Origin of the sequence: Siminovitchia fortis (genome assembly GCF_003605365.2) — a bacterium.
GTDB lineage: Bacteria > Bacillota > Bacilli > Bacillales > Bacillaceae_C > Siminovitchia > Siminovitchia fortis.
On sequence record NZ_QYTU02000035.1, the window covers coordinates 23,570 to 44,306 of the forward strand.

General features: G+C 43.8%; 18 protein-coding genes. 8 read left to right on the top strand and 10 right to left on the bottom strand.

Annotated elements, in window-relative coordinates:
- Positions 1–20 precede the first annotated feature (20 nt).
- The 3 genes from D4N35_RS14095 to D4N35_RS14105 are packed head-to-tail and all read left to right on the top strand — an operon-like array spanning position 21 to position 2,886.
- Positions 21–1,049: a TFIIB-type zinc ribbon-containing protein gene (locus D4N35_RS14095; RefSeq protein WP_120074776.1), complete on the top strand. Its 1,029-nt coding sequence runs from the start codon at positions 21–23 to the stop codon at positions 1,047–1,049.
- On the top strand, positions 1,046–1,840 hold the full coding sequence (locus tag D4N35_RS14100) for a TPM domain-containing protein (protein WP_120074778.1): 795 nt from the start codon (positions 1,046–1,048) through the stop codon (positions 1,838–1,840). The genes D4N35_RS14095 and D4N35_RS14100 overlap by 4 nt, the downstream gene beginning before the upstream one ends.
- 23 nt (positions 1,841–1,863) lie before the next feature.
- On the top strand, positions 1,864–2,886 hold the full coding sequence (locus D4N35_RS14105) for an SPFH domain-containing protein (RefSeq protein ID WP_120074780.1): 1,023 nt from the start codon (positions 1,864–1,866) through the stop codon (positions 2,884–2,886).
- 202 nt (positions 2,887–3,088) lie between these two features.
- Here the strand turns inward: D4N35_RS14105 and D4N35_RS14110 are convergent, their stop codons facing one another.
- From D4N35_RS14110 to D4N35_RS14130, 5 genes are all read right to left on the bottom strand, one after another.
- Positions 3,089–4,468: a GntP family permease gene (locus D4N35_RS14110; protein ID WP_120074782.1), complete on the bottom strand. Its 1,380-nt coding sequence runs from the start codon at positions 4,466–4,468 to the stop codon at positions 3,089–3,091.
- 73 nt (positions 4,469–4,541) lie between these two features.
- Entirely contained in the window at positions 4,542–5,549 is a 1,008-nt protein-coding gene (gene pdxA, locus D4N35_RS14115) for a 4-hydroxythreonine-4-phosphate dehydrogenase PdxA (RefSeq protein ID WP_120074784.1), read from the bottom strand.
- Positions 5,542–6,858 (bottom strand): four-carbon acid sugar kinase family protein, encoded by a 1,317-nt coding sequence (locus tag D4N35_RS14120; protein ID WP_120074786.1) that lies wholly within the window; start codon positions 6,856–6,858, stop codon positions 5,542–5,544. Before D4N35_RS14120 ends, pdxA begins: the two co-directional genes overlap by 8 nt.
- Entirely contained in the window at positions 6,855–7,625 is a 771-nt protein-coding gene (locus D4N35_RS14125; protein ID WP_120074788.1) for a DeoR/GlpR family DNA-binding transcription regulator, read from the bottom strand. The genes D4N35_RS14120 and D4N35_RS14125 overlap by 4 nt, the downstream gene beginning before the upstream one ends.
- A gap of 533 nt (positions 7,626–8,158) precedes the next feature.
- Positions 8,159–8,710 carry a DUF420 domain-containing protein gene (locus tag D4N35_RS14130; RefSeq protein ID WP_120074790.1) on the bottom strand — a complete coding sequence of 184 codons (552 nt, stop codon included), beginning with the start codon at positions 8,708–8,710 and terminating at the stop codon, positions 8,159–8,161.
- 60 nt (positions 8,711–8,770) lie between these two features.
- Here D4N35_RS14130 and D4N35_RS14135 point away from each other — a divergent pair, with 60 nt between their 5' ends.
- The gene (locus D4N35_RS14135; protein WP_120074792.1) at positions 8,771–8,950 is read left to right on the top strand and encodes a hypothetical protein; all 180 of its coding nucleotides are present in this window, start codon (positions 8,771–8,773) and stop codon (positions 8,948–8,950) included.
- A gap of 35 nt (positions 8,951–8,985) precedes the next feature.
- On the opposite strand, the gene D4N35_RS14140 is transcribed toward D4N35_RS14135, so the two are convergent.
- Positions 8,986–9,930, bottom strand: coding sequence for an AEC family transporter (locus D4N35_RS14140; protein WP_120074794.1), 945 nt, complete (start codon positions 9,928–9,930; stop codon positions 8,986–8,988).
- A gap of 109 nt (positions 9,931–10,039) precedes the next feature.
- Here D4N35_RS14140 and D4N35_RS14145 point away from each other — a divergent pair, with 109 nt between their 5' ends.
- The 3 genes from D4N35_RS14145 to D4N35_RS14155 all read left to right on the top strand — a co-directional run bounded on the left by D4N35_RS14145 (position 10,040) and on the right by D4N35_RS14155 (position 13,109).
- The gene (locus tag D4N35_RS14145) at positions 10,040–11,281 is read left to right on the top strand and encodes a DUF3238 domain-containing protein (protein ID WP_120074796.1); all 1,242 of its coding nucleotides are present in this window, start codon (positions 10,040–10,042) and stop codon (positions 11,279–11,281) included.
- Positions 11,282–11,479: 198 nt separating this feature from the next.
- Entirely contained in the window at positions 11,480–12,337 is an 858-nt protein-coding gene (locus D4N35_RS14150; protein WP_120074798.1) for an AraC family transcriptional regulator, read from the top strand.
- 235 nt (positions 12,338–12,572) lie between these two features.
- Entirely contained in the window at positions 12,573–13,109 is a 537-nt protein-coding gene (locus D4N35_RS14155; protein WP_120074800.1) for a hypothetical protein, read from the top strand.
- A gap of 455 nt (positions 13,110–13,564) precedes the next feature.
- On the opposite strand, the gene D4N35_RS14160 is transcribed toward D4N35_RS14155, so the two are convergent.
- The 4 genes from D4N35_RS14160 to D4N35_RS14175 form a co-directional block, all read right to left on the bottom strand.
- Positions 13,565–14,038 (bottom strand): GyrI-like domain-containing protein, encoded by a 474-nt coding sequence (locus D4N35_RS14160; protein WP_120074803.1) that lies wholly within the window; start codon positions 14,036–14,038, stop codon positions 13,565–13,567.
- Between the two features lie 71 nt (positions 14,039–14,109).
- The gene (locus tag D4N35_RS14165; protein ID WP_120074805.1) at positions 14,110–14,958 is read right to left on the bottom strand and encodes a hypothetical protein; all 849 of its coding nucleotides are present in this window, start codon (positions 14,956–14,958) and stop codon (positions 14,110–14,112) included.
- On the bottom strand, positions 14,951–15,835 hold the full coding sequence (locus tag D4N35_RS14170) for a WD40/YVTN/BNR-like repeat-containing protein (RefSeq protein WP_120074807.1): 885 nt from the start codon (positions 15,833–15,835) through the stop codon (positions 14,951–14,953). The genes D4N35_RS14165 and D4N35_RS14170 overlap by 8 nt, the downstream gene beginning before the upstream one ends.
- Before the next feature lie 76 nt (positions 15,836–15,911).
- Positions 15,912–16,304 (bottom strand): thiol-disulfide oxidoreductase DCC family protein, encoded by a 393-nt coding sequence (locus tag D4N35_RS14175; protein ID WP_120074809.1) that lies wholly within the window; start codon positions 16,302–16,304, stop codon positions 15,912–15,914.
- A 428-nt stretch (positions 16,305–16,732) separates the two neighbouring features.
- Here D4N35_RS14175 and D4N35_RS18615 point away from each other — a divergent pair, with 428 nt between their 5' ends.
- On the top strand, positions 16,733–20,605 hold the full coding sequence (locus D4N35_RS18615) for a M28 family peptidase (protein WP_120074811.1): 3,873 nt from the start codon (positions 16,733–16,735) through the stop codon (positions 20,603–20,605).
- Positions 20,606–20,737 lie beyond the last annotated feature (132 nt).

A 20,737-nucleotide genomic window follows, 5' to 3' on the forward strand; every position in this document is an offset into this window, starting at 1 on the left:
TTGAAAAAGGGGGGATCTCATTGGTCACTCATTATAAGTGTCCGAACTGCGGTGATGATATGGCTTTTGACAGTGAATCAGGAATGCTGACCTGTCAAAGCTGCGGAAGGCAGGATCAAATAGAAGATTATTCAGAGGACTTAAAGACAGCGGTATTTTCCGAGGATGAGGCGAAGGAATATCACTGTGAAAACTGCGGTGCCATGCTGATTACAGAGGCGGAGACCGCGGCGACGACGTGCAGCTTTTGCGGGGCTGGCGTGGTTTTGCAGGAACGTCTTTCCGGTGCGTTGGCTCCGGCAAAGGTAATTCCTTTTACCATCAGCAAGGAAGAGGCGATGCAGGCATTTAAAAAGTGGTGCCGAAACGGACGCCTGACTCCAAAAGGATTCATGACAGCTGACCGGATCAAGGGCATCACCGGAATGTATGTCCCTTTTTGGCTTTATGATTTAAACACGAAGGCAAAGGTTGAAGCGGTTGCTACGAAGGTGCGGAAGTACACAAGAGGAGATTATGAATACACTGAAACGAAATATTACGATGTGTACCGGGATATCGACCTGTCTTATGTTAAGGTCCCCGTCGATGCATCCGAAAAAATGGACGATAAAATCATGGATAAATTGGAGCCTTTTCCCTATGATCAATTAAAGGATTTCAAAACCCCCTATTTGGCGGGATATATTGCGGAAAAATATAACTACGACGATAAACAATTGTATCCCCGGGTCGAATCCAAAATTCAGAAATTCATAGATACGTATATCAGTTCCACGATTTCAGGATATTCCTCCGTCAGTTATAATCATAAGCATATCAACACGAAGAAAGTCCGCAGCTATTACGTCCTTCTTCCTGTCTGGATGGTCTACTATGATTATGATAAAACGGAACATACTTTTGCAATGAACGGCCAGACCGGAAAGGTGGTCGGGAAGCCGCCGATAAGCTACTCCAAAGTGGCAGCCTGGTTTGGTGGCATTGCGGGGACGTCATTCATAGTATTGAAGCTGGCCGCCTTGGCTATGGGAGGTGGCCTGTGGTGAAGAGCGGCTTTTTCAAAAAAACGTTGATCCTGATAGCTTTCCTTCTAGTATTTCCATTTGCCTTTGCGGCCGCCGATTCTCCTTCCAAGCAAAGAATCTACGATGATGCCGGGCTATTAAGTGACAATGAGGTCAAAGAGCTTGAAAAATTGGCGGAAAAACATGGGGCCAAGCGGGGTACGGATTTTATCATACTGACCTCCAATAATGAAGAGAACAAAGATGTCGTGGAATTCATGCAGGAATTTTATGATAAAGAGGCACCCGGCTATGACAAGCCGCACGGAAACACGGCTATTTTGACGCTCGATATGAAAAATCGGGATGTGTACGTAGCAGGTTTTTATAAGGCGGAAACCTATCTGGATAATCACCGGGCGACCCTCGTCCGTGAAAAAATAACCCCGGATCTATCAAATGGAAATTACTACAAAGCTTTTCAGTCCTTTATCAAGACTTCTTCCAAATATATGGGAATCAGGCCGGGAGTGAACCCGGATAACATATTATTCAATCTATGGTTTCAGATTATTGCATCGCTTGCTATTGCCGGGGCGGCTGTTGGTATCATGGCCTTCAATACAGGCGGAAAAGTGACTGTCAATGCACGTACTTATCAAGATAACGAGAATACGAGAGTGAACCATAGAAGGGACCAGTATATTCGAACAACGACCACAAAAAGAAGGAAACCCTCCAATAAAAGCAGCGGCAGCGGCTTCAGCGGCGGTGGCGGCGGAGGAGTCACAAGAGGCGGACATTCCCACAGCGGCAGCAGAGGGAAATTCTAGGTTCGAAAGGAATGAATCACAGCATGGTATTTTTTAAAAATCAATTTGCCAACGTAGTAGAATGGGAAGAATTCAGAGATGATATGATCTTTTGGAAATGGAACAACCGCGAAATCAAAAAAGGAAGCCGGCTGATCATCCAGCCGGGCCAGGACGCCATTTTTATCAACAACGGTAAAATCGAAGGGATTTTTCAGGAAGAGGGGGACTATAACATCGAGTCCCAGATTATCCCGTTCCTGTCGACTTTAAAGGGATTCAAGTTTGGTTTCAACAGCGGAATGCGGGTCGAAGTACTGTTCGTCAACACGAAGGAATTTACGGTGAAGTGGGGGACGAAAAATGCCATCAATATCCCTTCGCCGCAGCTTCCCGGTGGCATCCCGGTCCGCGCAAACGGTACATTCAATTTTAAAGTGAACGATTACATCGCCCTGATTGATAAAATAGCCGGGGTAAAAAACAGCTATCTTGTCGAAGATGTGAAAATCAGGATCACTTCCATCCTGGATCAACTGCTGATGAAGTGGATTTCCAAAGAAGGAAAAGACATGTTCAATCTGCAGGCCAACGCTTTTGAAATTGCCCAGGGGATCAAGACAGATCTTGATATGCAAATTATCGACAGCGGCATGACCATCACTGGCTTCAACATCATAAGTTTCAACTATCCGAAAGAAATCCAGGACATGATCACAAAAACCGCTTCGCACGGCATGATCGGCGATTTGCAGCGTTATCAGCAGGTATCGATGACAGATGGCATCGCTTCCGGAAAGGTAAAGGGCGGCGGAACTGCCGCAGATATGGCCGGAATGATGATGGGAATGGGCATGGCCGGACAAATGATGAAAAATATGAATCAGATGCAGGATCAAAGTGGCGGGCAACAAGCGCCGAACGAAGGAAATCAAGCGCAAAATGCTCCGGACCAGGCCGGGCAGGCGTCGTCCGGGGAAGGAAAAATACCGAATTTCTGTCCGAACTGCGGAGAGAAGACGAGCGGCGGGAACTTCTGCTCGAATTGTGGGCAGAAGCTGGTGTAGGAAATGAATAGCATCATAGTAAAGGCTCCTTCACAGGATCGGTGAAGGAGCCTTTCGAATTTAAATACAGGGGCTGTCCGGAAAGTGGAAACCCCCTAATACTCAATAATTAAAAATGCTGATATATCAAGGTTTTTAGAACATGAAAAGGGGTGCCCAAAAGTCAAAATTATGACTTTCTGGACACCCCCGATATATTTTTTCATCCAAAAAACGCATTGACAATCAAAAGCATGATAAGAGAGGTTCCCCATGCCAATGTTGTAGGGACAGACCAAGTTAGGATCTGCTCCTTAACATTTTTTATACCAAGCATACGATTTATAACCCAGAATAAACTGTCGTTGAAGTACGAAAATACCATCGCGCCTAGAGCCGCAGCTTGTGCAGCAAGTGCCATATTTACATCCAGACCCGTCAAAATAGGAGCGGAAATCGAGGCTGCAGTAATCATGGCAACTGTTCCACTGCCTTGAATAAGGCGAACAACCGAAGCGATAATAAATGGTATAAGGATGGCAGGCATATGGATGCTTGCAATTTGCTCCGCGATATAATCGCCGCTTCCGCTTGCACGTAAAACGTTGCCCAGTGCACCGCCTGCCCCTGTTACAAGCAGGATAATCCCGGCGGTCTGAATACCTTCTTCCATTCTATCAAGAGCCTCGGATTGTTTTACATGCCCATATAGTCCATAAATAGCAAAAATCAAACCAATACCGACTGCGATGATTGGTGAACCTATAAAAGTAATATAGTCATAAATTCCGCCAGTTAACTCAAGTGCCGCAAGAAGCGTATTTGCAAAAATCAATAGTATAGGAATAATAATCGGTAAAGTGGCCCGGGTAAGTGAAGGGAGATCTTTTGATTCACTGGAAGCCATATACTCCTCCACCGTAATTTCTTTTTCAGGACGGATGTAATCAAGGCCAGTCTCATCCGGAATTTGGTAGATCTTTTTGCCGAGCCATTTAGCATAAAGTACGCCTACGATGATGATTGGAATTGCCAACACAAGTCCCCATAGGATCATCATCCCGATATCGACCCCGAAAATACCCGCAACACCAAGCGGACCAGGAGTCGGCGGCACGGCATGATGTGTGGCGGCTAAGCCGATGCCAAGAGCGACTCCAAGAGAAAGGACCGATTTACCGGTTTTCCTGGAAAGCGCTTTAACTAATGATGATAAAATAACAAATGCAGAGTCAACAAAGATAGGAATGGAAACAATATAACCTGTAATTGCAAGCGCCCATTCTTCCTTGCGCTTTCCCAATATCTTTACAATTGTATAGGCCATTCGTTCAGCGGCACCGGAAACCTCGAGAATCCTTCCCATCATTACCCCAAAGCCGATAACGATACCTATAGAACCAAGTGTGGAACCAAATCCATCAGTAATCGCGTTTACTACATCTGGAGCCTTCATTCCCCCTACGAGACCGGTCACGGAAGCGGAAAGGATCAGTGCCAAAAAAGCATGGATTTTTGTTTTTAAAACCAAGAAAATTAAAATAACTACCCCTAATACTAGGCCTAACATCATTTGTCCGCCTGAAGCTGTGACTTCTGCCATTTTTTAACCCCCTAAATAAAATAATATTTTATAGTCCCTCCCGGGAGTTGCTCCCAAGAGGGAAAAAACTATACTATGACCGGAAATCCAAAGCATATTTGGCCGCCAGTTTGATACATTCTTCCATGCTGATACTGCTTGCGATGTTTTTGCCTGCAATATCAAACGCAGTCCCGTGGTCAACCGATGTACGCAGGAATGGCAGGCCGTTAGTGATTGAAATCGTCCGTTCAAAATCGGTCATTTTTGCCGCAATATGACCTTGATCATGATACAAGGAGAGAACGGCATCATATTTTCCTTGAAGAGCTTGATGGAAAACAGAATCTGCCGGAACCGGCCCAACCGCATTATGTCCTTCTGCAACGGCCATTTCGATGCCAGGCTTGATTTCATCAACTTCTTCACGGCCGAACAATCCATTTTCTCCGCTATGAGGATTTAATCCTGCCACTGCAATCAACGGATTTTCAACACCCAGACGTTGCAAAGCTTCTTCACAACGGCCAATGTAATCATATACTCTTTCTTTTGTCATTTCAGAAATTGCATCCTTTAAGGATAAATGCCGGGTCAGGAAGAAGATGCGCATGTTCCTCACTTCAAACATGGTTAAAGGATCGTGTGAATTCGTCAGATCCTCAAGCATTTCTGTATGACCGATATATGGGACTTCACCGGCTTTAAGAGATTCTTTGTTGATTGGAGTTGTAGCAATAGCCGTAACCTCACCATCAAGGGCAAGTTCTACTGATCTCTTAATATAATCGAATGCAGCCCGGCCGCATTGAGCCTGGACAGTACCCCACTCGAGAGTATCCATATTGAGGTTGTCAAAATGAATGATGTCAATGATACCATGTTCATATTTGCCCTCTGATGGCTTAGAAATTTCATGTATTTCAAGCTTTGTGTTTGTGACAGCCAAAGCTTTTTTAATTACTTCGGTGTTCCCGATAACAACTGGCTTGCACATGTCATAAATTTCAGCTTTATCCAGTGCTTTTACAGTGATTTCGGGTCCTATTCCTGCCGGATCACCCATCGGTACTGCGATATATGCTCTTTCTTGATTAACCATTTAGCACGCTCCCTTTATGATTTAACAACTTTGTTTCCAAAAATTTGATGCTTTCATATATTGCCCTGTTATCGCCAATCATTCCGCCTTTAGTAACGACATTGAGACCATCAAGATGTCCTCCTGTAAATCTGCCGTATGCGGTGAGAGGCAGAACCTCATCTTCAAGCTCTATACCATTCGCACGGCCAACAGTACATAGTGAAGATGTTACATCTCCGCCGCTTGAAAAGATTCCGGAGATTTTGTATTCCGATTTTTGGATGATCTTGTAGGTTATAGCAGCAAGCCCATCTGTAATACGCTTTGCCAACGCATCCTCTGAAACTTTACTGGTCTCAGACATTGACTTTAGATCAAGGCGTTTGTTTATAGGGTGATGGGTAGTTATGATAAGGATCGATTGGCCTTTTAACGCTTCCAGCCCCAGACGGACTGCTCGTTTCACTTCTTCATTCCAACTGTCACCAGAGCGAACGAGCTCTTGGGGGTCAACAAGAATTGGTTCTGTATTTGTTTTAGCATATAAATAATGTAGCTGCCTTCCTGTGACAGAGGTAACACTGCCAACCGTCACTAATAGTTTTTCCTCAGTGACTTTTTTGTGTAAAAAAGCTTTTGAATAATATGCGGTTAGCGGGCCAGGGTCAACGGGTACAATCAAGTTTCCCTGAACATTGGCCATTGCTGCAGCAATCATTTCAATCTGTTCGTCATTAACCGCATCTAAAACAATAATCCTGTTTCCTTGATTTATTTTTTCTTGAAGTTTTTTTGTAATGGCATCCACGCCTGACAAAGTGACATCAAGGCCAATAAGAGTGACCTTGTTGCTGCTCTGATCTTCAATAATGGATGGAATGTAGGACTTTTTAATAGGTGTAATGGGATCATTGGCTGCATCCGTTTCTTGGACTGGCACTCCATCCACCAGCAGATAGCCGCCTGTAGTGATTCGCCCCGAACTTGGAAAGGCAGGGACGACAACGGCTATGGCTGTATCCCCGAGCTCATCCAGAAACGCATCAATTTCAATGCCAAGGTTTCCTCGGACTGTGCTGTCAATCCGCTTGCAGAAAACTTCTGACCCTTTTTCTTTAAATTCCCTGATGACTTTTTTTACACGTTGTTCAGCAATTTCACCGCGTATATAACGGCTGTCTGTATCAACACAGATTGCATCATATTTATCTGTTTCGGGTAAAGGTGCATCTTGAACGACTGTTATGGTTTTAAAGCCTTGGTTAGCCAGGCTGACACCTGTTGCATTTGCCCCTGTCAAGTCATCTGCAATAACTCCGACTCTCAATTGTGTTCGCCTCCACAATAGTTGATGGCAACATATTCTTCATATTCTTCCCGAATATCTAAGTCTAAGCCATCATCCGTAATAATGCCCTCCAGGCTGGTAATCGGGCAAACTGTAGAAAATGATTTCTTATTAAATTTACTTGAATCTATTAATGCCCAAGTGACTGCAGCTGAATCCAACATTAATTTCTTTATCAATGATTTTTCAAATGAAGGTGATGTGATTCCTGCTTTAAGGTCAATCGCGTGTACACCCATAAAGAAGAGATCGACATGAATTTTTTTGAAAAATTCTTGTGTCGGCCATCCTGACAGGGCACCTACATTTGTCTGCAATTCGCCTCCGGCAACAATCACTTTTAGCTCGCTATCCATCAATTCCACTGCTATTTTGATGTCGTTCGTAATCACAGTTATATCATTTCTGCTTTTCAAAAGCTTTGCCAGCTCCAACGTTGTGGTTCCAGAGTCCAAAATGATATTGGCGTTTTTGGGTATCAGTTGCAGTGCGTTTTGTGCAATTACTTTCTTCTGGTTAATATTTCTGCTTTCTTTAGCTGAATAGGGAACTTCCCTTATAAGCGAATCAGGAGAAATAGCGCCTCCATGTGTTCTGATTGCTTTTCCTAACCGTTCCAGTTCAGCCAGATCACGCCGTATTGTCATACTGGACACATTTAATTCATTCGACAAATCCTCAATTTCCACTTTCCCGTTTGCAAGTATTTGAGATTCAATCCAATTACGCCGTTCTAAAGGCAGCATACAGGTAACCCCTTATCAACTTTGTTCGAATTTAACATTTTACACGTTCAATTATGTTATATTTGTTTGAAATTGTCAATTATAGAATTGAGTATTTTGAATAATAGGCCATTAAGAGGTGTAAATTCCCTTTATCTAGACTTATAAACTGCATAAACTGAACTAAACAATTTTACAATTATCACCCGGTTCACGGCCCTAAAAACAGCCACTAAATTAGAACCGTAGCAGCTCGTTCTATACGGTTGAGTGTAAAAACGGTAACTAATCCGGCCGATAGGTTCCCGTTTTAAGCGGTTCATTCCTGAAACGGGGAGTAAAAAGCCCGGAATTAGTCCCAATTAGCGGGCTTGCCGGAAAAGTGGGATCTAAGTTCATTGATGAGCTAATTAAGCGCCGATTGCATGCTGGGAGTCTATATGTACAATTTTAAAGTTCAATTTATATAGTTAAAAATAAAGAAAGCAAAACGCCAAGAAACATTCTTGGTATTTCGCTTTCTTAAAAAATGACAGGTTATTGCTCAAACTCTTTTAATAATAAGGCGAAATCATAATATACACCAACACGCCGGTCAAGCTGACATACAGCCAGATCGGCATCGTCCAGCGGGCGATTTTTTTATGGCGTTCATTCTCCATGTTCCATGCCCGTGCCACACTTGTTAAGGCAAGCGGTACAATCGCTGCAGCGAGCAAGATATGCGTGATTAAAATGAAATAATAAATACCGGCCAACAGTCCCGCTCCTCCGTATGGGGTGGAAGGGGAGAGATAGTGAAACGTCACATATGTGATCAGAAAGAAAAAGGTTGTCACAAACGCCGCATAGATAAACCGGCGGTGAACCTTCACATTGCCCTTCAAAATCGCAATCAATGCTGCCGAAAGAAACAAAAAGGTGAAGCTGTTCAAAATGGCATTCATTAAAGGGAGGATCGTGACATCGAATGCATCGAAGTCCTCCATTCCAGGCATTCCGGCAAGCACGCCGATCGCGCCGATCAACACGACAGAAATCGCGATAATCGCGGGCCGGTAATTCCGTTTTACATGTGACGTGGTGCCAAAGCTGTTATTGTTCATATGTACGGTACACTCCAATTTATTTTCCGATGTAATCAAATTAAGTGTACCATAACTCAAATGGCCGAACGTTCTGCACGCGAAAGGTTCACAGTCTTTTCGATTATTTCAAGAACCGTCAATGCAGTCGGTTTTGGGGACAGCCCCTTTAATTTATTGAAGAAAACGAAAGAACACGTCCGCGTCCACAAAATCGGCATGATGCCGAAAGGCTTTCTCAGCATTTTATTTTTCAGCTGAATGTGGAAAAAGTTTGTACCGTCATCCGATTTACATCAATTGAAAGGATAGGCCTGAATGAACAGGAAATGTAGAAATGGAACGGTAATGATACATAATATGGTGGTCAATAATACACCAAGGGAGGCAAACAGGGTGTCTGCTCCGTATTTTTCCGCATATAGGCAAATTGTCGGGGCGGAAGGCATGCCGGAGACAATAAAGGCAATCAATAATATTGGAAATGGAATCGGCAAAAGGGTGAAAGGAAGCAAAAGCATAGGGAAGAGCAGCAGTCTGAGAACGGAGGACTGCCACAAATATCTATTTTTCAGTGATGAGAAAAAGACTTTCAATCGAACGTTAGCAACTAAAGCCCCAACCAAAATCATCGAAAGGGGGACAGTCATTTTCCCGACGTTTTCCAGGGCGTCGGCTAGAAAAATAGGCCATGTGAAAGGAGAGAATAAGAGGATTAATCCGGATCCAGTTGCAAGAATACCCGGGTTCACCAAGATTTCACGCCAATTGGCGGCATCTTTTTTTCGCGTAAATAGATGGATTCCATACGCCCAGATAAAAATTAAATAGCATATATTAAATACGGTGAGATAGATAATTCCCTGCTCTTTTAGCAAAATAAAGCTTACGGCATATCCGATGTACCCCTGGTTACCAAAAATCATGAGACCTTCGTACACCGATTTTTGTTCTGTTGGTAATTGCGACTGCTTTCTTAACCAAGCAGCCAAAAGGGCTGAAAGGACTGATAGATAAGCAGACATGGTTATCAGCCAAATGAAATCTTTTACAAAACCCAATGATAGTTTGATGTTGAGGGAATGTAAAATAAGGGCAGGCAAAGTTATGTAGAGAAGGAGTCTGGTCAGAACACCGACGGAATTTTTGTCCAGAATGTTCCTTTTTCTAGCCAGCCAGCCTAATATGGCGATACAATATAATGTAAGCATTTCCTGTACAAAAATACCTGGTGAAATCATCAAGATCCCTCCCCGCTTTTTTACCATATGAAGGGCTCTTGGTAAATGTTCAGTGAACAAGTCAATAAACAGGTATTAATCTTAAAAAAGGGGAGAGCGAGGAGTTAAGATGTTCAGACGCTATGTCATACCATTGATCAGTTTAATCGGAACAGCTCTTGTTATGATTGGCAAAAAGCTTCAAACAAAGATCGCATATCCGAAAAGCTTCCCGATTAAAGCGGTTGAGCAGACAACAAACGAAATTATTTTTCATTTTAAAAGCGAAAAAGGACCGTTCCGGATATACAGGGAAGGCCGGCTGATTTATGAAGGGGAAGATGAATCCTTTACGGACAGTGAATTGGCTTCGGGGACTACTTATCTTTATACGATCGAAATAGGATCCAGAAGAGGTACGCCGGAGCGGATGAAAGTCCAGACATCAACGGCCGCGGAATTCAGGGAATCAGAGAATAAACTGGAGGACTGCACTCAAACCGCCGTTATTTCACGGTCTTTTGTTGGGATGGAGTGGGAGCCGATTGAAGGGGTGGAGGAATACCTCATTTACCGGAACGGGAAAAGAATAGCCAAAGTGGAGGAGCCTTTCTTTGTCGATCGCTGGGTAAGGGGCCAAGTGGAATATACATACCAGGTTTACGCCGAACGGCCTTTGGAGGACTTTGAAAAAGATCCGGATGAACGGGAGTCCAGAGTAAAGAAAAAACGAGCGAAAGACCAAAATGCCGTCATGGAAAAATTCCAAATGACGAAGATGCTGGATCCCTTGGAAGAAATTTTAAAATCGGAAAATGAACCATTTGAGAAAAAGGAATGGCAATTCCTGTATAAAACTTTTTCAGGAAGAAGTTGGATAAAAAATCCGAATGAAGCATCCCCTTATCGCTATTTTAAAGGCGAAGGGCGCGGATTCGACCCCGCATCCAAGGAATACCGCTCGATGGCCGAAATCGTTGTAACACCTGACGGATCTGAGATCAGGTTGAACAAGGACATAGGGACAACGAAAGGATACGGGATGCTTCGAATTTTGAAGAAAGAAGAAACGGCTTCTGATGAAGGCATCCAGTTGGAAGATATCGAGACGGGAGAGGAGAAGGTTTCCTTCATACTGAATCACTCAGTCCAAAATCCTTTGGACGATTTGCCCGCTGTTGATTATCGAGTCCGGGCTAATCTGTATCGCAGCGGATACTTTGATATTGCGGGTGTACATGAGCAGACTCCTGATCATGAAGTTTATTTGAAGCACGGGGTCCAGCGTTCATGGACAACCCTCCATCAGTCGGAGGACGAAGGGGTGGAGAGGATGGCACCCATGCATTGGAGAGTGTCGAATTTTAAATAGGAAAAGAGAAAGGTTCTGATGAAGGATCCAAGCCTTTTTGGTTAGATGGATTCACAATTTTACATTAGAACCTCTTTTTGAACCTTTTAGTATGCCCGTTCCGTAATGTACTCAAGCCAACAACTGACCACACAGAGCACAAAAAGTCATGAACGGCATAATCCACACTGTTAATCTTTATATAAGGAGTTGATTGGCATGGCATTGGTTGAATCTTTGCAAAAAGCTATCGATTATATGGAAACGCATTTGTTGGACACAATTACGGCTGCCGATATTGCGAAACAGGCGAATGTATCTTCCTTTCATTTTCAGCGTATTTTTATGATCTTGACCGATATGTCAGTGGGAGAATATCTCCGAAGGCGGCGCCTGACATTAGCGGCCCAAGAATTGTCCAGTACAGATAGCAAAATTATCGATCTTGCCTTTAAATATGGCTATGATACTCCTGAATCTTTCTCAAGAGCTTTCCGAAAGCAGCACGGGATAACCCCAAGTGAAGCCAGGAAAGGGATAGGAAAGCTGCAGTCTTACAATCGTCTGGTAATACAAGTAAATCTGAAAGGGGCGGAACCAATGAACTATCGTATTGTGAAAAGAAATGCGTTTGAAGCAATAGGTATTAAACGGAAATTTCAATGTGGGGAAGAAATGGGGATTCCAGGAGTCCCTGAATTTTGGGAAGAAACAAACAGAAATGGGGAAAGTGCAAAATTATTGCAATTGAACAATGGCCAGATCAAAGGTCTGCTGGGCATTTGTTCCAATTTTAACATCGGGAAAAACACAACTGATTATTCGATTGCTGCAGAACACAACGGAGAAATACCTGATGGATTTTCGACTTTTCACTTCCCTGCAGCCAAATGGGCTGTTTTTGAGGCCAGGGGACCTGTCCCGGATGCTATCATAGATACAACGAAAAAAATTTATTCGGAGTGGTTTCCTTCAAACGGCTGTGAGCCGGCTGAAATAGCTTCCTTCGAAGCGTATATAGACAGTGATCCGTATAAGAAAGATTCCTATAACGAGATTTGGATAGCAATCAAATAGTTTTTTTGGAAAAAAGCTGTTGGCAGCGGGACTATCCCGAACTCCGCAGCTTTTTTATCTTACCTCACTACTTTAACGCGTTACCTTGTTGGGGGCCTGTCCCCTGTTTTCTGTCCCCTGTTTTCAGAACTCTGCAGCTTTTTATCTTCCTGCAAATGATGAAAGGGTTTGCCCCCCTAAGTATTAGGGAAAATCATAACTAAAGCTTTTATGCTATAAAAGAGGAGGAATGTATATGCCCGCGTCAATCATTTTGAATCTGCTAGCAGCCACAGGTTTGTTATTTTCTTATACCCCTGGGGATTCCAGCATACATACTCCACAGGCCATCCAGCTCAAGGACAGCGAAGCGAGCGGCGTTACTGATAAAAGAGGGATGGAGATAATTGCTGTTGATCTTGCAGACGATTTTATTCTTCCGCTTCATCCTGATGGAAATAGCCTTGGCTTAAAAACGAAAGAAGACTATATGAACTATTATAAAAATATAAGTGACCCAGATTTGGCAGAAGAGTTTCTCAACGCCTTTTTTATAGAGGAAAATGGAGTGATGGAACACATCCCGACTGAGCCTCCGCTTTGGTTTGACAGCAGCCTTCCATATGAATTCAAACAACTAAGCGATAAAGAGATGGCAATCAGCCAGTTCAGCTCCATTGAATTATATGGGCCTACGACTTTGACTGTCTTTTATAAAAAGAGGGACGGAAACAAATGGATCATTGATGATGTGCATTATGAAACGGAAAGGGAAGGGTTGAATGAAGTTTGACCCGTTTATTAAGAAAAGCGCAAGCGCCTTGCCCATCGACGTACAGACTGGAGTGCCTCCGACGAGATAAAGGATAAGGAAAGGCGGAGAGTGCCTGCTTATCGGCGCAAAGCTAGACGAGCGCTGAAGAAGGCGTAGTTTGCCTTCAGCAGCGATTGGCTTATGACCTCGAGCCGATGGCACTCGCAGCCAGACAACACGGCGAGGAACGAGCCGATGTTGACTTATCGTAGGAAAGCTTCTTCTTCGAGAGTCTTCCTGAGCTTTGCGACGAGCTGAACAAGGCTTCCTTGATAAGCTATGGCGCAGGAGCACCAGAGGTGCGAAGTCTGCTAGTCGATAGGCGCTGGAGCTAGACAACAAAAGTCTTTGTGCAAAACTTTAAAGCTAAAACATCTTATGGTTTCTTAAACAGCGATAAAGGCGGCCTTCGCATGTAAGGCCGCCTGACCGGTTTAATAAATCGGTATTAATATCTCCGCCGGTTCTTCCTCGGCATTTTCGTCAATATAATAAATTTCCACCGGGCTCGAATGGTTAAACCATTTCTCCTTGTATCCATGTTCTTGCATCCAGGCGTAAACGGCGTCATACCCTTCGCTTATTGTTTTGTTTGAGCACGATATTTTTGCATATTTCGTCATCGGGAGTTTGAACCCGATCATTCCTTCAGGAATTTGGTCAATCTCATCCACTTCAAGGCAGGCAAAATATGTTGCGATAATTTCGTTGCACATAAACGGGCTGAACAATATTTCTTTATGTTTTGCGTTATGAATCTCGTCTGTTCTTTGTAAAAATTCCTCTTGCACTTTGATGGCAGCATCGGGGAAGGAGTCCGGGAAGTTTGCGGTGATACTTTGGCCAACCAGCTTCAATTCTTTCTGAACGATCTCACATTCAAAAGTGGCAATGGTTTTTTGTTGCATAACCGTCATTCCTCTCGTTTTTTTCTTCCAAATATAATCATTCGATGCTGATTAGCTTTTTCCTCTTTTTTTCACGAACCTGCATATTTTAATGTAACAGGCCTGGAATTCTCCATTGTTGCCTTATAAATGCTGATATTACCGATTGGCGGCACGAGAGATTCAGATTGTATCCTAAAATTTTCGTTCAGAGCAATTGTCCACATCGCTTCATCATCGTTGGTCAACACAATCGCCAACGTTCCAAATTGTACGGCTTGCTCCCAGTTAAATGTATCGATCCCGCCGCTATGGATCACCTTTATTCCTTCCTGGCCGCTTATAACCTCAATATTTCCACCTGACCAGCGGCCGTAGATGGATGGCCCCACATAATAATAGCCTCCGCCGCCGCGGTCTCCATAAGTGCCTATGTATTGATGAATGCTTTTGTCGGTGGACTGATACGTCACTGCCGCCACATCGTTGGCCAGCCATTTCACCTTAAAATCGCCGGCTGTTTTATAAGGAAGGCTTTCTTTTGGCCGGGCAAGAATATGGTAAAACGTTCTGTAATAAGTTGCCTGCCCCTTTTCTTTATTTTCTTTGATGGATAAAACATGTTTCAAATCCGGGGAAAGACTGACAATATTGTGTGTTTTTGTTAGATCAATAGTGAGAAAAATCCCATTGGCAAAAATAAATAGTGCAATGAAGACTCCGCCAAGGAGTCTTTGCTTTTTGCCCATTTGCAGTAAAAGGAGGAGAGCCAGCCAAAGAAAGATGGAACTTAATATGTTGATCAAATAGAAAAGTCGGTTATCGGTGTATTCAACCTGAAACCGGGCATACAAAAACAAGAAAGCCATTTGTAAAAGGAATAAGCCTGTGGAAATAAGAAATAAGCCCCATCCTCCGATATTTTTAAGCTTCTTATTCATCAGACTGTACCTCCCCGTCAAATTCCCATGTTTTACCCCCATCCCTTGAAAGAAACTTTCCTTTTACCTTCCCGCCTGAATAATCACCGCTGGGGCCTTGATTTACTAACATTGCCAATTGATTTCCTTCTTTAAAGGGCGTTTCAGCAATCACAAAAATTTTATGATATTTCTTTGGAATTCGAATTTCCGCTTCACTCCAGCTTGCACCGCCGTCTTGAGTAACATGAAGTTCGGGCTGTTCAGGATTCAGGATCCCAAACGATAAAAAACCGGTTTGCCCATCGATGAAGCCGCCATCAGCTACCAATCTTGTGATATTGGAATGATTGGCTTCCTTCCAGGTATTTCCGCCGTCATGGGTTAAAAAGACACTCGACATTTCCTGTGACATGGTGCGGTCACCGGAAATGATGACATAGCCAAAATGGTCATTAAGAATATTGATTTTTCGAAACCGGATGGGCGGATAATGTTCGGCAACGACTGACTCCTGCCACGATTCACCCTGGTCACTGGAAGATAGTATTTTGATGCTGTCCTGTTCCGAGTATAGGAAGGCTGTACGCTTTTCCGTGAGGACATAGCTGTTCTCCATTAATTTTTCTTGATTACCGGAATATTCCCCATTAAAAAGGTTCTCTTTTTCAATCGGAACGGTGAGCCAGCTTTTTCCCTTATCAAATGTGATGTTCACTTCATTATTTTGTAAGGAATAATCAACTGCCTCATCTGCATACAAGGGCTGCTCCATAGGCGGTTCTTGAACATTTGGTTCTTGTATCTCTGCAAGTTTAGAAGGCGAATGGTAAAAAATGAACCCGGCGATCAGGCCGGTCATTACAGTGACGGCCGTGCCCAAGATAAAGTTTTTCATTGACAGCTCCCCTTAATTTTAAAAAAACCAGTTTAATAGGTTAGACCTGATAAATGCTGTATAAAGCCAAACTGGTTCACGATAAAAATCTTTCCCGGACATCAGGGGAAGGAATCATGCAGCTCTCCTTTTTGCCGAACCATTTATAGCGGTTACTGGCGATAAAATCATAGGCGAGATTCCGGATAGGGGCAGGAACGATGAGGAACCCATATGCCAGCTTCCAAAAGCCCTGTAAATGCCTGGCGATCCTAAGAGCTGCTGTCGATTTATAATAGGCTTTATCCCCCTCAATCAAAATTATACTGTCTATATCAGAGGGCACGTTACGCTCTTTCAGAAGCTTTTGCCCGATATCGCTTTGAAGCGAAGCAAATCGGAATGTTCCTTTCGGGTCATTTTTTATGATGAACCGGACGCTTGCATCACAGAAATTACAAACGCCGTCAAATAATACGATGGGATTCACAATTATTCCTCCTGATCGTAAGCCTTCCTCTATTTTAACCTTTTTATGGCCCGGAAAACATAATGATTTATGTCACTGTATGGGCCAGGTCGGGTCATGTCCGGCATCCGGATCATGCTTTCCTGATTGAAGCTTAAATTTTCCTCTTTTTGGTTCGTCCTATCCGCTTTTATATGATCATATTTCAACGATTAATAAGCATTTAAGACAATTATTGCAGAATATGCAGTGTTGGACGATTTACCTACGGCGATATGTGTTTTTTCACCTATCCCACCAATTTAGTTATCATTCTTTTATCCTTGTGAAAAAGGCAAAATGACTGATAAATATGTTTCTTAGGCACTATTTTTATCAGAATCGATAAAATTTTCTGAATAAAATGATATAATCTCCTTTAGTTAGACAAATTCTAAGGGGAGGTTTAAATGAGGATAAAAAAGTTCACGTCACGAATGCTTGCTGTATCCAGTATTATGGCCTTGACGATGACTTCTTTCGGGGGACAGCCAACTTTCGCGGTATCCAAGGAGCCCGAAAAGGAAGTCGAGTTTGAACGAGAGATGTCACTCGTTCAAACTGTTTTGCCGGATCGGAAAGTGCTGGATGATCTTGTCGCGAAAGGGATTGATATTGCAGGATTGAACGACCGGAACGGGGACATCGAAGTGCAGTTGGTTGTGAGCGAAGCGGACATTGAAATGTTAAAGCTTCAAGGGTTGAAATTGAAAACAATCCAGACTGCACAAGAGGCAAACAAGAAATTAAGAAAACAAGAAAGGAAGATGCAGAGCGTTCAGCAGGAAGACAAGCTGAAAGTTTTCCGGGCGGATTATTTTAAAAACCAGTCAGGGACATTTTTATACCTTGAGGTAAAATCAAGTGCCGGCCCAAATGCCACGATGACGGCTGAATGGACAAATGGCAAAGGGGAAAAACAAACGGGTTCCATGACAAGAAAAGTCGATGCCGGAGAATACCTCTATCATTATATCTTAACTGATATCGATGCGGTTCCGGAGAATGTCATCATCACTACAAAAGAGGGAGGAAAGATTGAAACCAAGCTAAAAGAATGGATTGGTGACGGTACACCTTCCGATGATGACTATTTCAGCGACTTTGTCGACCGTTATATGAACCCTACAGAAGTCACGGAGCGGATTGAGCAGTTGGCTGAAGAGTTTCCTGATTTGGCGGAAATTGTCGAGATGCCTTATAAAACAAATGGTTACCGCCGTCATGCACAGGCAACTATTGGAAGCGAAGCGAATGCTGCTTTCATTCTCACCTCAAAAGCTTGGGGGCATGAGGGAGGAAATGATATAAAGGTTGATGTGAAATCAACTGATAAGGCGAATGCTGAATTGAAGGTGGCGGTAGATGGCAAAAAGATCACGGTAAATTTGGGAACGGATGGTTCATCCAAACCAAATAGTACATCAGCTGAAGTGATAGAGGCCATCAATAAGGCAGCAGGTGATTTGGTGAGTGCGGCCAAGTATAGAAATTCGGATGGAAAGGGGATTGTACAACCTCAATCCGGCATCTCTCTTTCCGATCAATTGAATGCCCCGGAAGAGATTTCCAGGGATCCGTGGACAGTCAAAGCGATTCGGATCGGTAAAGTCCGTGACGGCTCCAAGCCGGGGGTACTTGGGTATTCGCAGGAACACGCCCGCGAGTGGGTCACTCCGCTTGTTTCAGTCGAAACTGCCGAGCGTTTGCTAAGAAACTATCATACGGATGAAAATACGAAGAAACTTGTAGACAATCTGGATATTTTCATCGTGCCGAGCGTAAATCCGGATGGGGGACATTACACTTTCTTCGACTACACTATGCAGAGGAAAAACTTGGTTAACCATTGTGGGCCGGAGACATCTGATCCCGACTACCGGAACTCGTGGGGAGTCGACTTGAACCGGAACTATAAAATCGGCACTGTGTGGGACGGTTGGATTGGCGGATCAAAAGACTGTCTGTCAGGAACGTATGCTGGTCCGGAACCTTTCTCAGAGCCGGAAAGCCGGAATTTGATTTGGCTGGCTGAAGAGAACCCGAATATTAAGTTTGCGATGAATATCCACTCAAACGGTGGTTACTTCATGTGGTCACCTGGTGCATATGACGCCAACCGCGTGACACTTCCGCGTCCGACCGCAGGAGAGGAAGCCTATTACTGGCAGGCGTCGGAGCATATTTTGAAAAAAATTAAAGAACATCGTGGAACGGTCATCATGCCCGGAAGGACCGGCCCGATTCCGGATGTATTGTATTCTGCGGGAGGAAATTCCGCTGATACGCTCTGGTATGAATATGGCATTTATGCGTGGAACTTTGAAGTAGGAGCGCCTTTATGGGATGCGGCTGCGAAGCGTTGGGTGAGCGTCGGTTTCCAACCTGAGTTTGAAGAGGGACACGCTGAAGCAATGGAATTCGCCAATGGATTAATCGGCATGTTCGAAGTGGCACTCGAAAATGCTGATGATAATGTGAATCCTGAATCAAATCTAAACATTGAAGCGGGGACATACAACGAACCTGTTGAAGTCAAGTTTGAGACCAGTGAGCCGGCCACCGTCTATTACACGCTTGACGGGTCAAGACCCACATTGAAATCCAAAGTCATTGGGGTCGCGGGTACAAGGGATGGAGCCGAAGCATTAACGATTGACGAAACGACAACAATCAAATGGTTCTCCGTGGACGCGGCAGGCAATATCGAAAACGGTTACAACCCGGATGGAAAAGAGAACAATTACAACGAAGCGAAGTTTGTTATTGATTATTTGCCTGACGGCGTTACAGCCAATGGCATGAAATCACTCGTTGAACGTTTTGAGAAAGAGGGCGAATTCGCTAGTGAAGTGGCTGCCCGGGCGTTGAAAACGCACTTGACGGCAGTTGCATTATACGAGAAGCAAAACGATGCTGAAAAAGTGGCCAAGCACATGAAGAGTTTCAACTTACTGCTGGAACAGCAGGAGAAGAACAAACTGGTTTCCGGGAAAGTGGTCCGCATTCTCAAATCCTATTCAGATCAACTGATTGAGAAATGGGATACACAATTCAGCTCTGAAAAAGCGATGAAACACATACAGCATTTGAGTGTGGATATTGGACCGAGAGTGACAGGCACTGCCGAAGAAAGACAAGCTGTTCAATACATTAAAAAAGAGTTTGAGAGTCTGGGATACGAAGTCTCTACACAGGAGTTTGATATTCCGGATCGGTTTGGCGGAGAATTGAAGGTTGTTTCCGATAATAACAAAAAGCTGAACATGGCGATTTCAAGCGGCTCGTCTCAAACAGATGAGAACGGACTCACAGGGAATGTATTTGATGCAGGTTTAGGTAAGAAGGAGGATCTTTCAGGTGCAGAAGGAAAGATTGCGCTAATTCAGAGAGGAGAACTCAGTTTCTGGGAAAAGGTTGAAAATGCAATCGAAGCGGGAGCTGTAGGTGTAATCATCTATGACAATACGGACAGCGCCTCCCCAATTAATCCGAGCCTGGGAAATAATAGGAGTACCATCCCGGTAGTCGGCATTACCCAAGCAGATGGGAAGGACCTGCTATCAAAAGCTTCCTCAGGTGAGGTAAAAGTTAATTTAATGGTGCGTACTTTTACTAATCAAAAGTCACAAAATGTCGTCGCAGTGAAAAAACCGAAGGGCATTTCAAATCCTGAAATTGTGTATGTTACTTCTCACCTGGACAGTGTACCCGGTTCTCCTGGCGCGAACGACAACGGATCCGGAACAGCCACCATTCTTGAATTGGCCAGAGCCATGCAGAATATACCGAATAATAAAGAAATCAGGTTCGTCACATTCGGTGCGGAGGAAATCGGGTTAGTCGGATCCAGATATTATGTCAGCCAATTGTCCAAAGATGAAATTTCCAGAAGCATTGCCAATTTCAACTTGGACATGGTCGGGACAAAATATGAGCCTGCTTCCCAACTATATGTCAACACGGTTGATGGGAAATCCAATCTTGTATGGGAATCAGTAAAAGCGGCTTCAGACAGGTTAAACATAGACGACAATGTGTTAAACCTTTACCAATTCAGCAGATCGGACCATGTGCCTTTCCATGAAGCCGGCATCGATGCTGCGTTATTTATCTGGATGGAGCCTGGAACAGCAGGTTTGGAGCCTTGGTACCACACGCCGAACGACAAGATTGAAAACGTCAGCCCTGAAAGAATTCAAACAGTGGGCAATATTATTCATTCAGCTGTATCCGAGCTCATTACCCAAAAACAGGGCGCACAGTCGAAAAAAGCATCTTAATATTCGGACAACCGGGCAGTTCTTTGTGAGATTCCCTTGCAGGAACAATCAAAGTCTAAAATCAGGGGACCTGTTCCCCTGATTTTTAGTTGTTTTAGGAAATTATCACTAGCGTTGCATTAAATTTTCAAG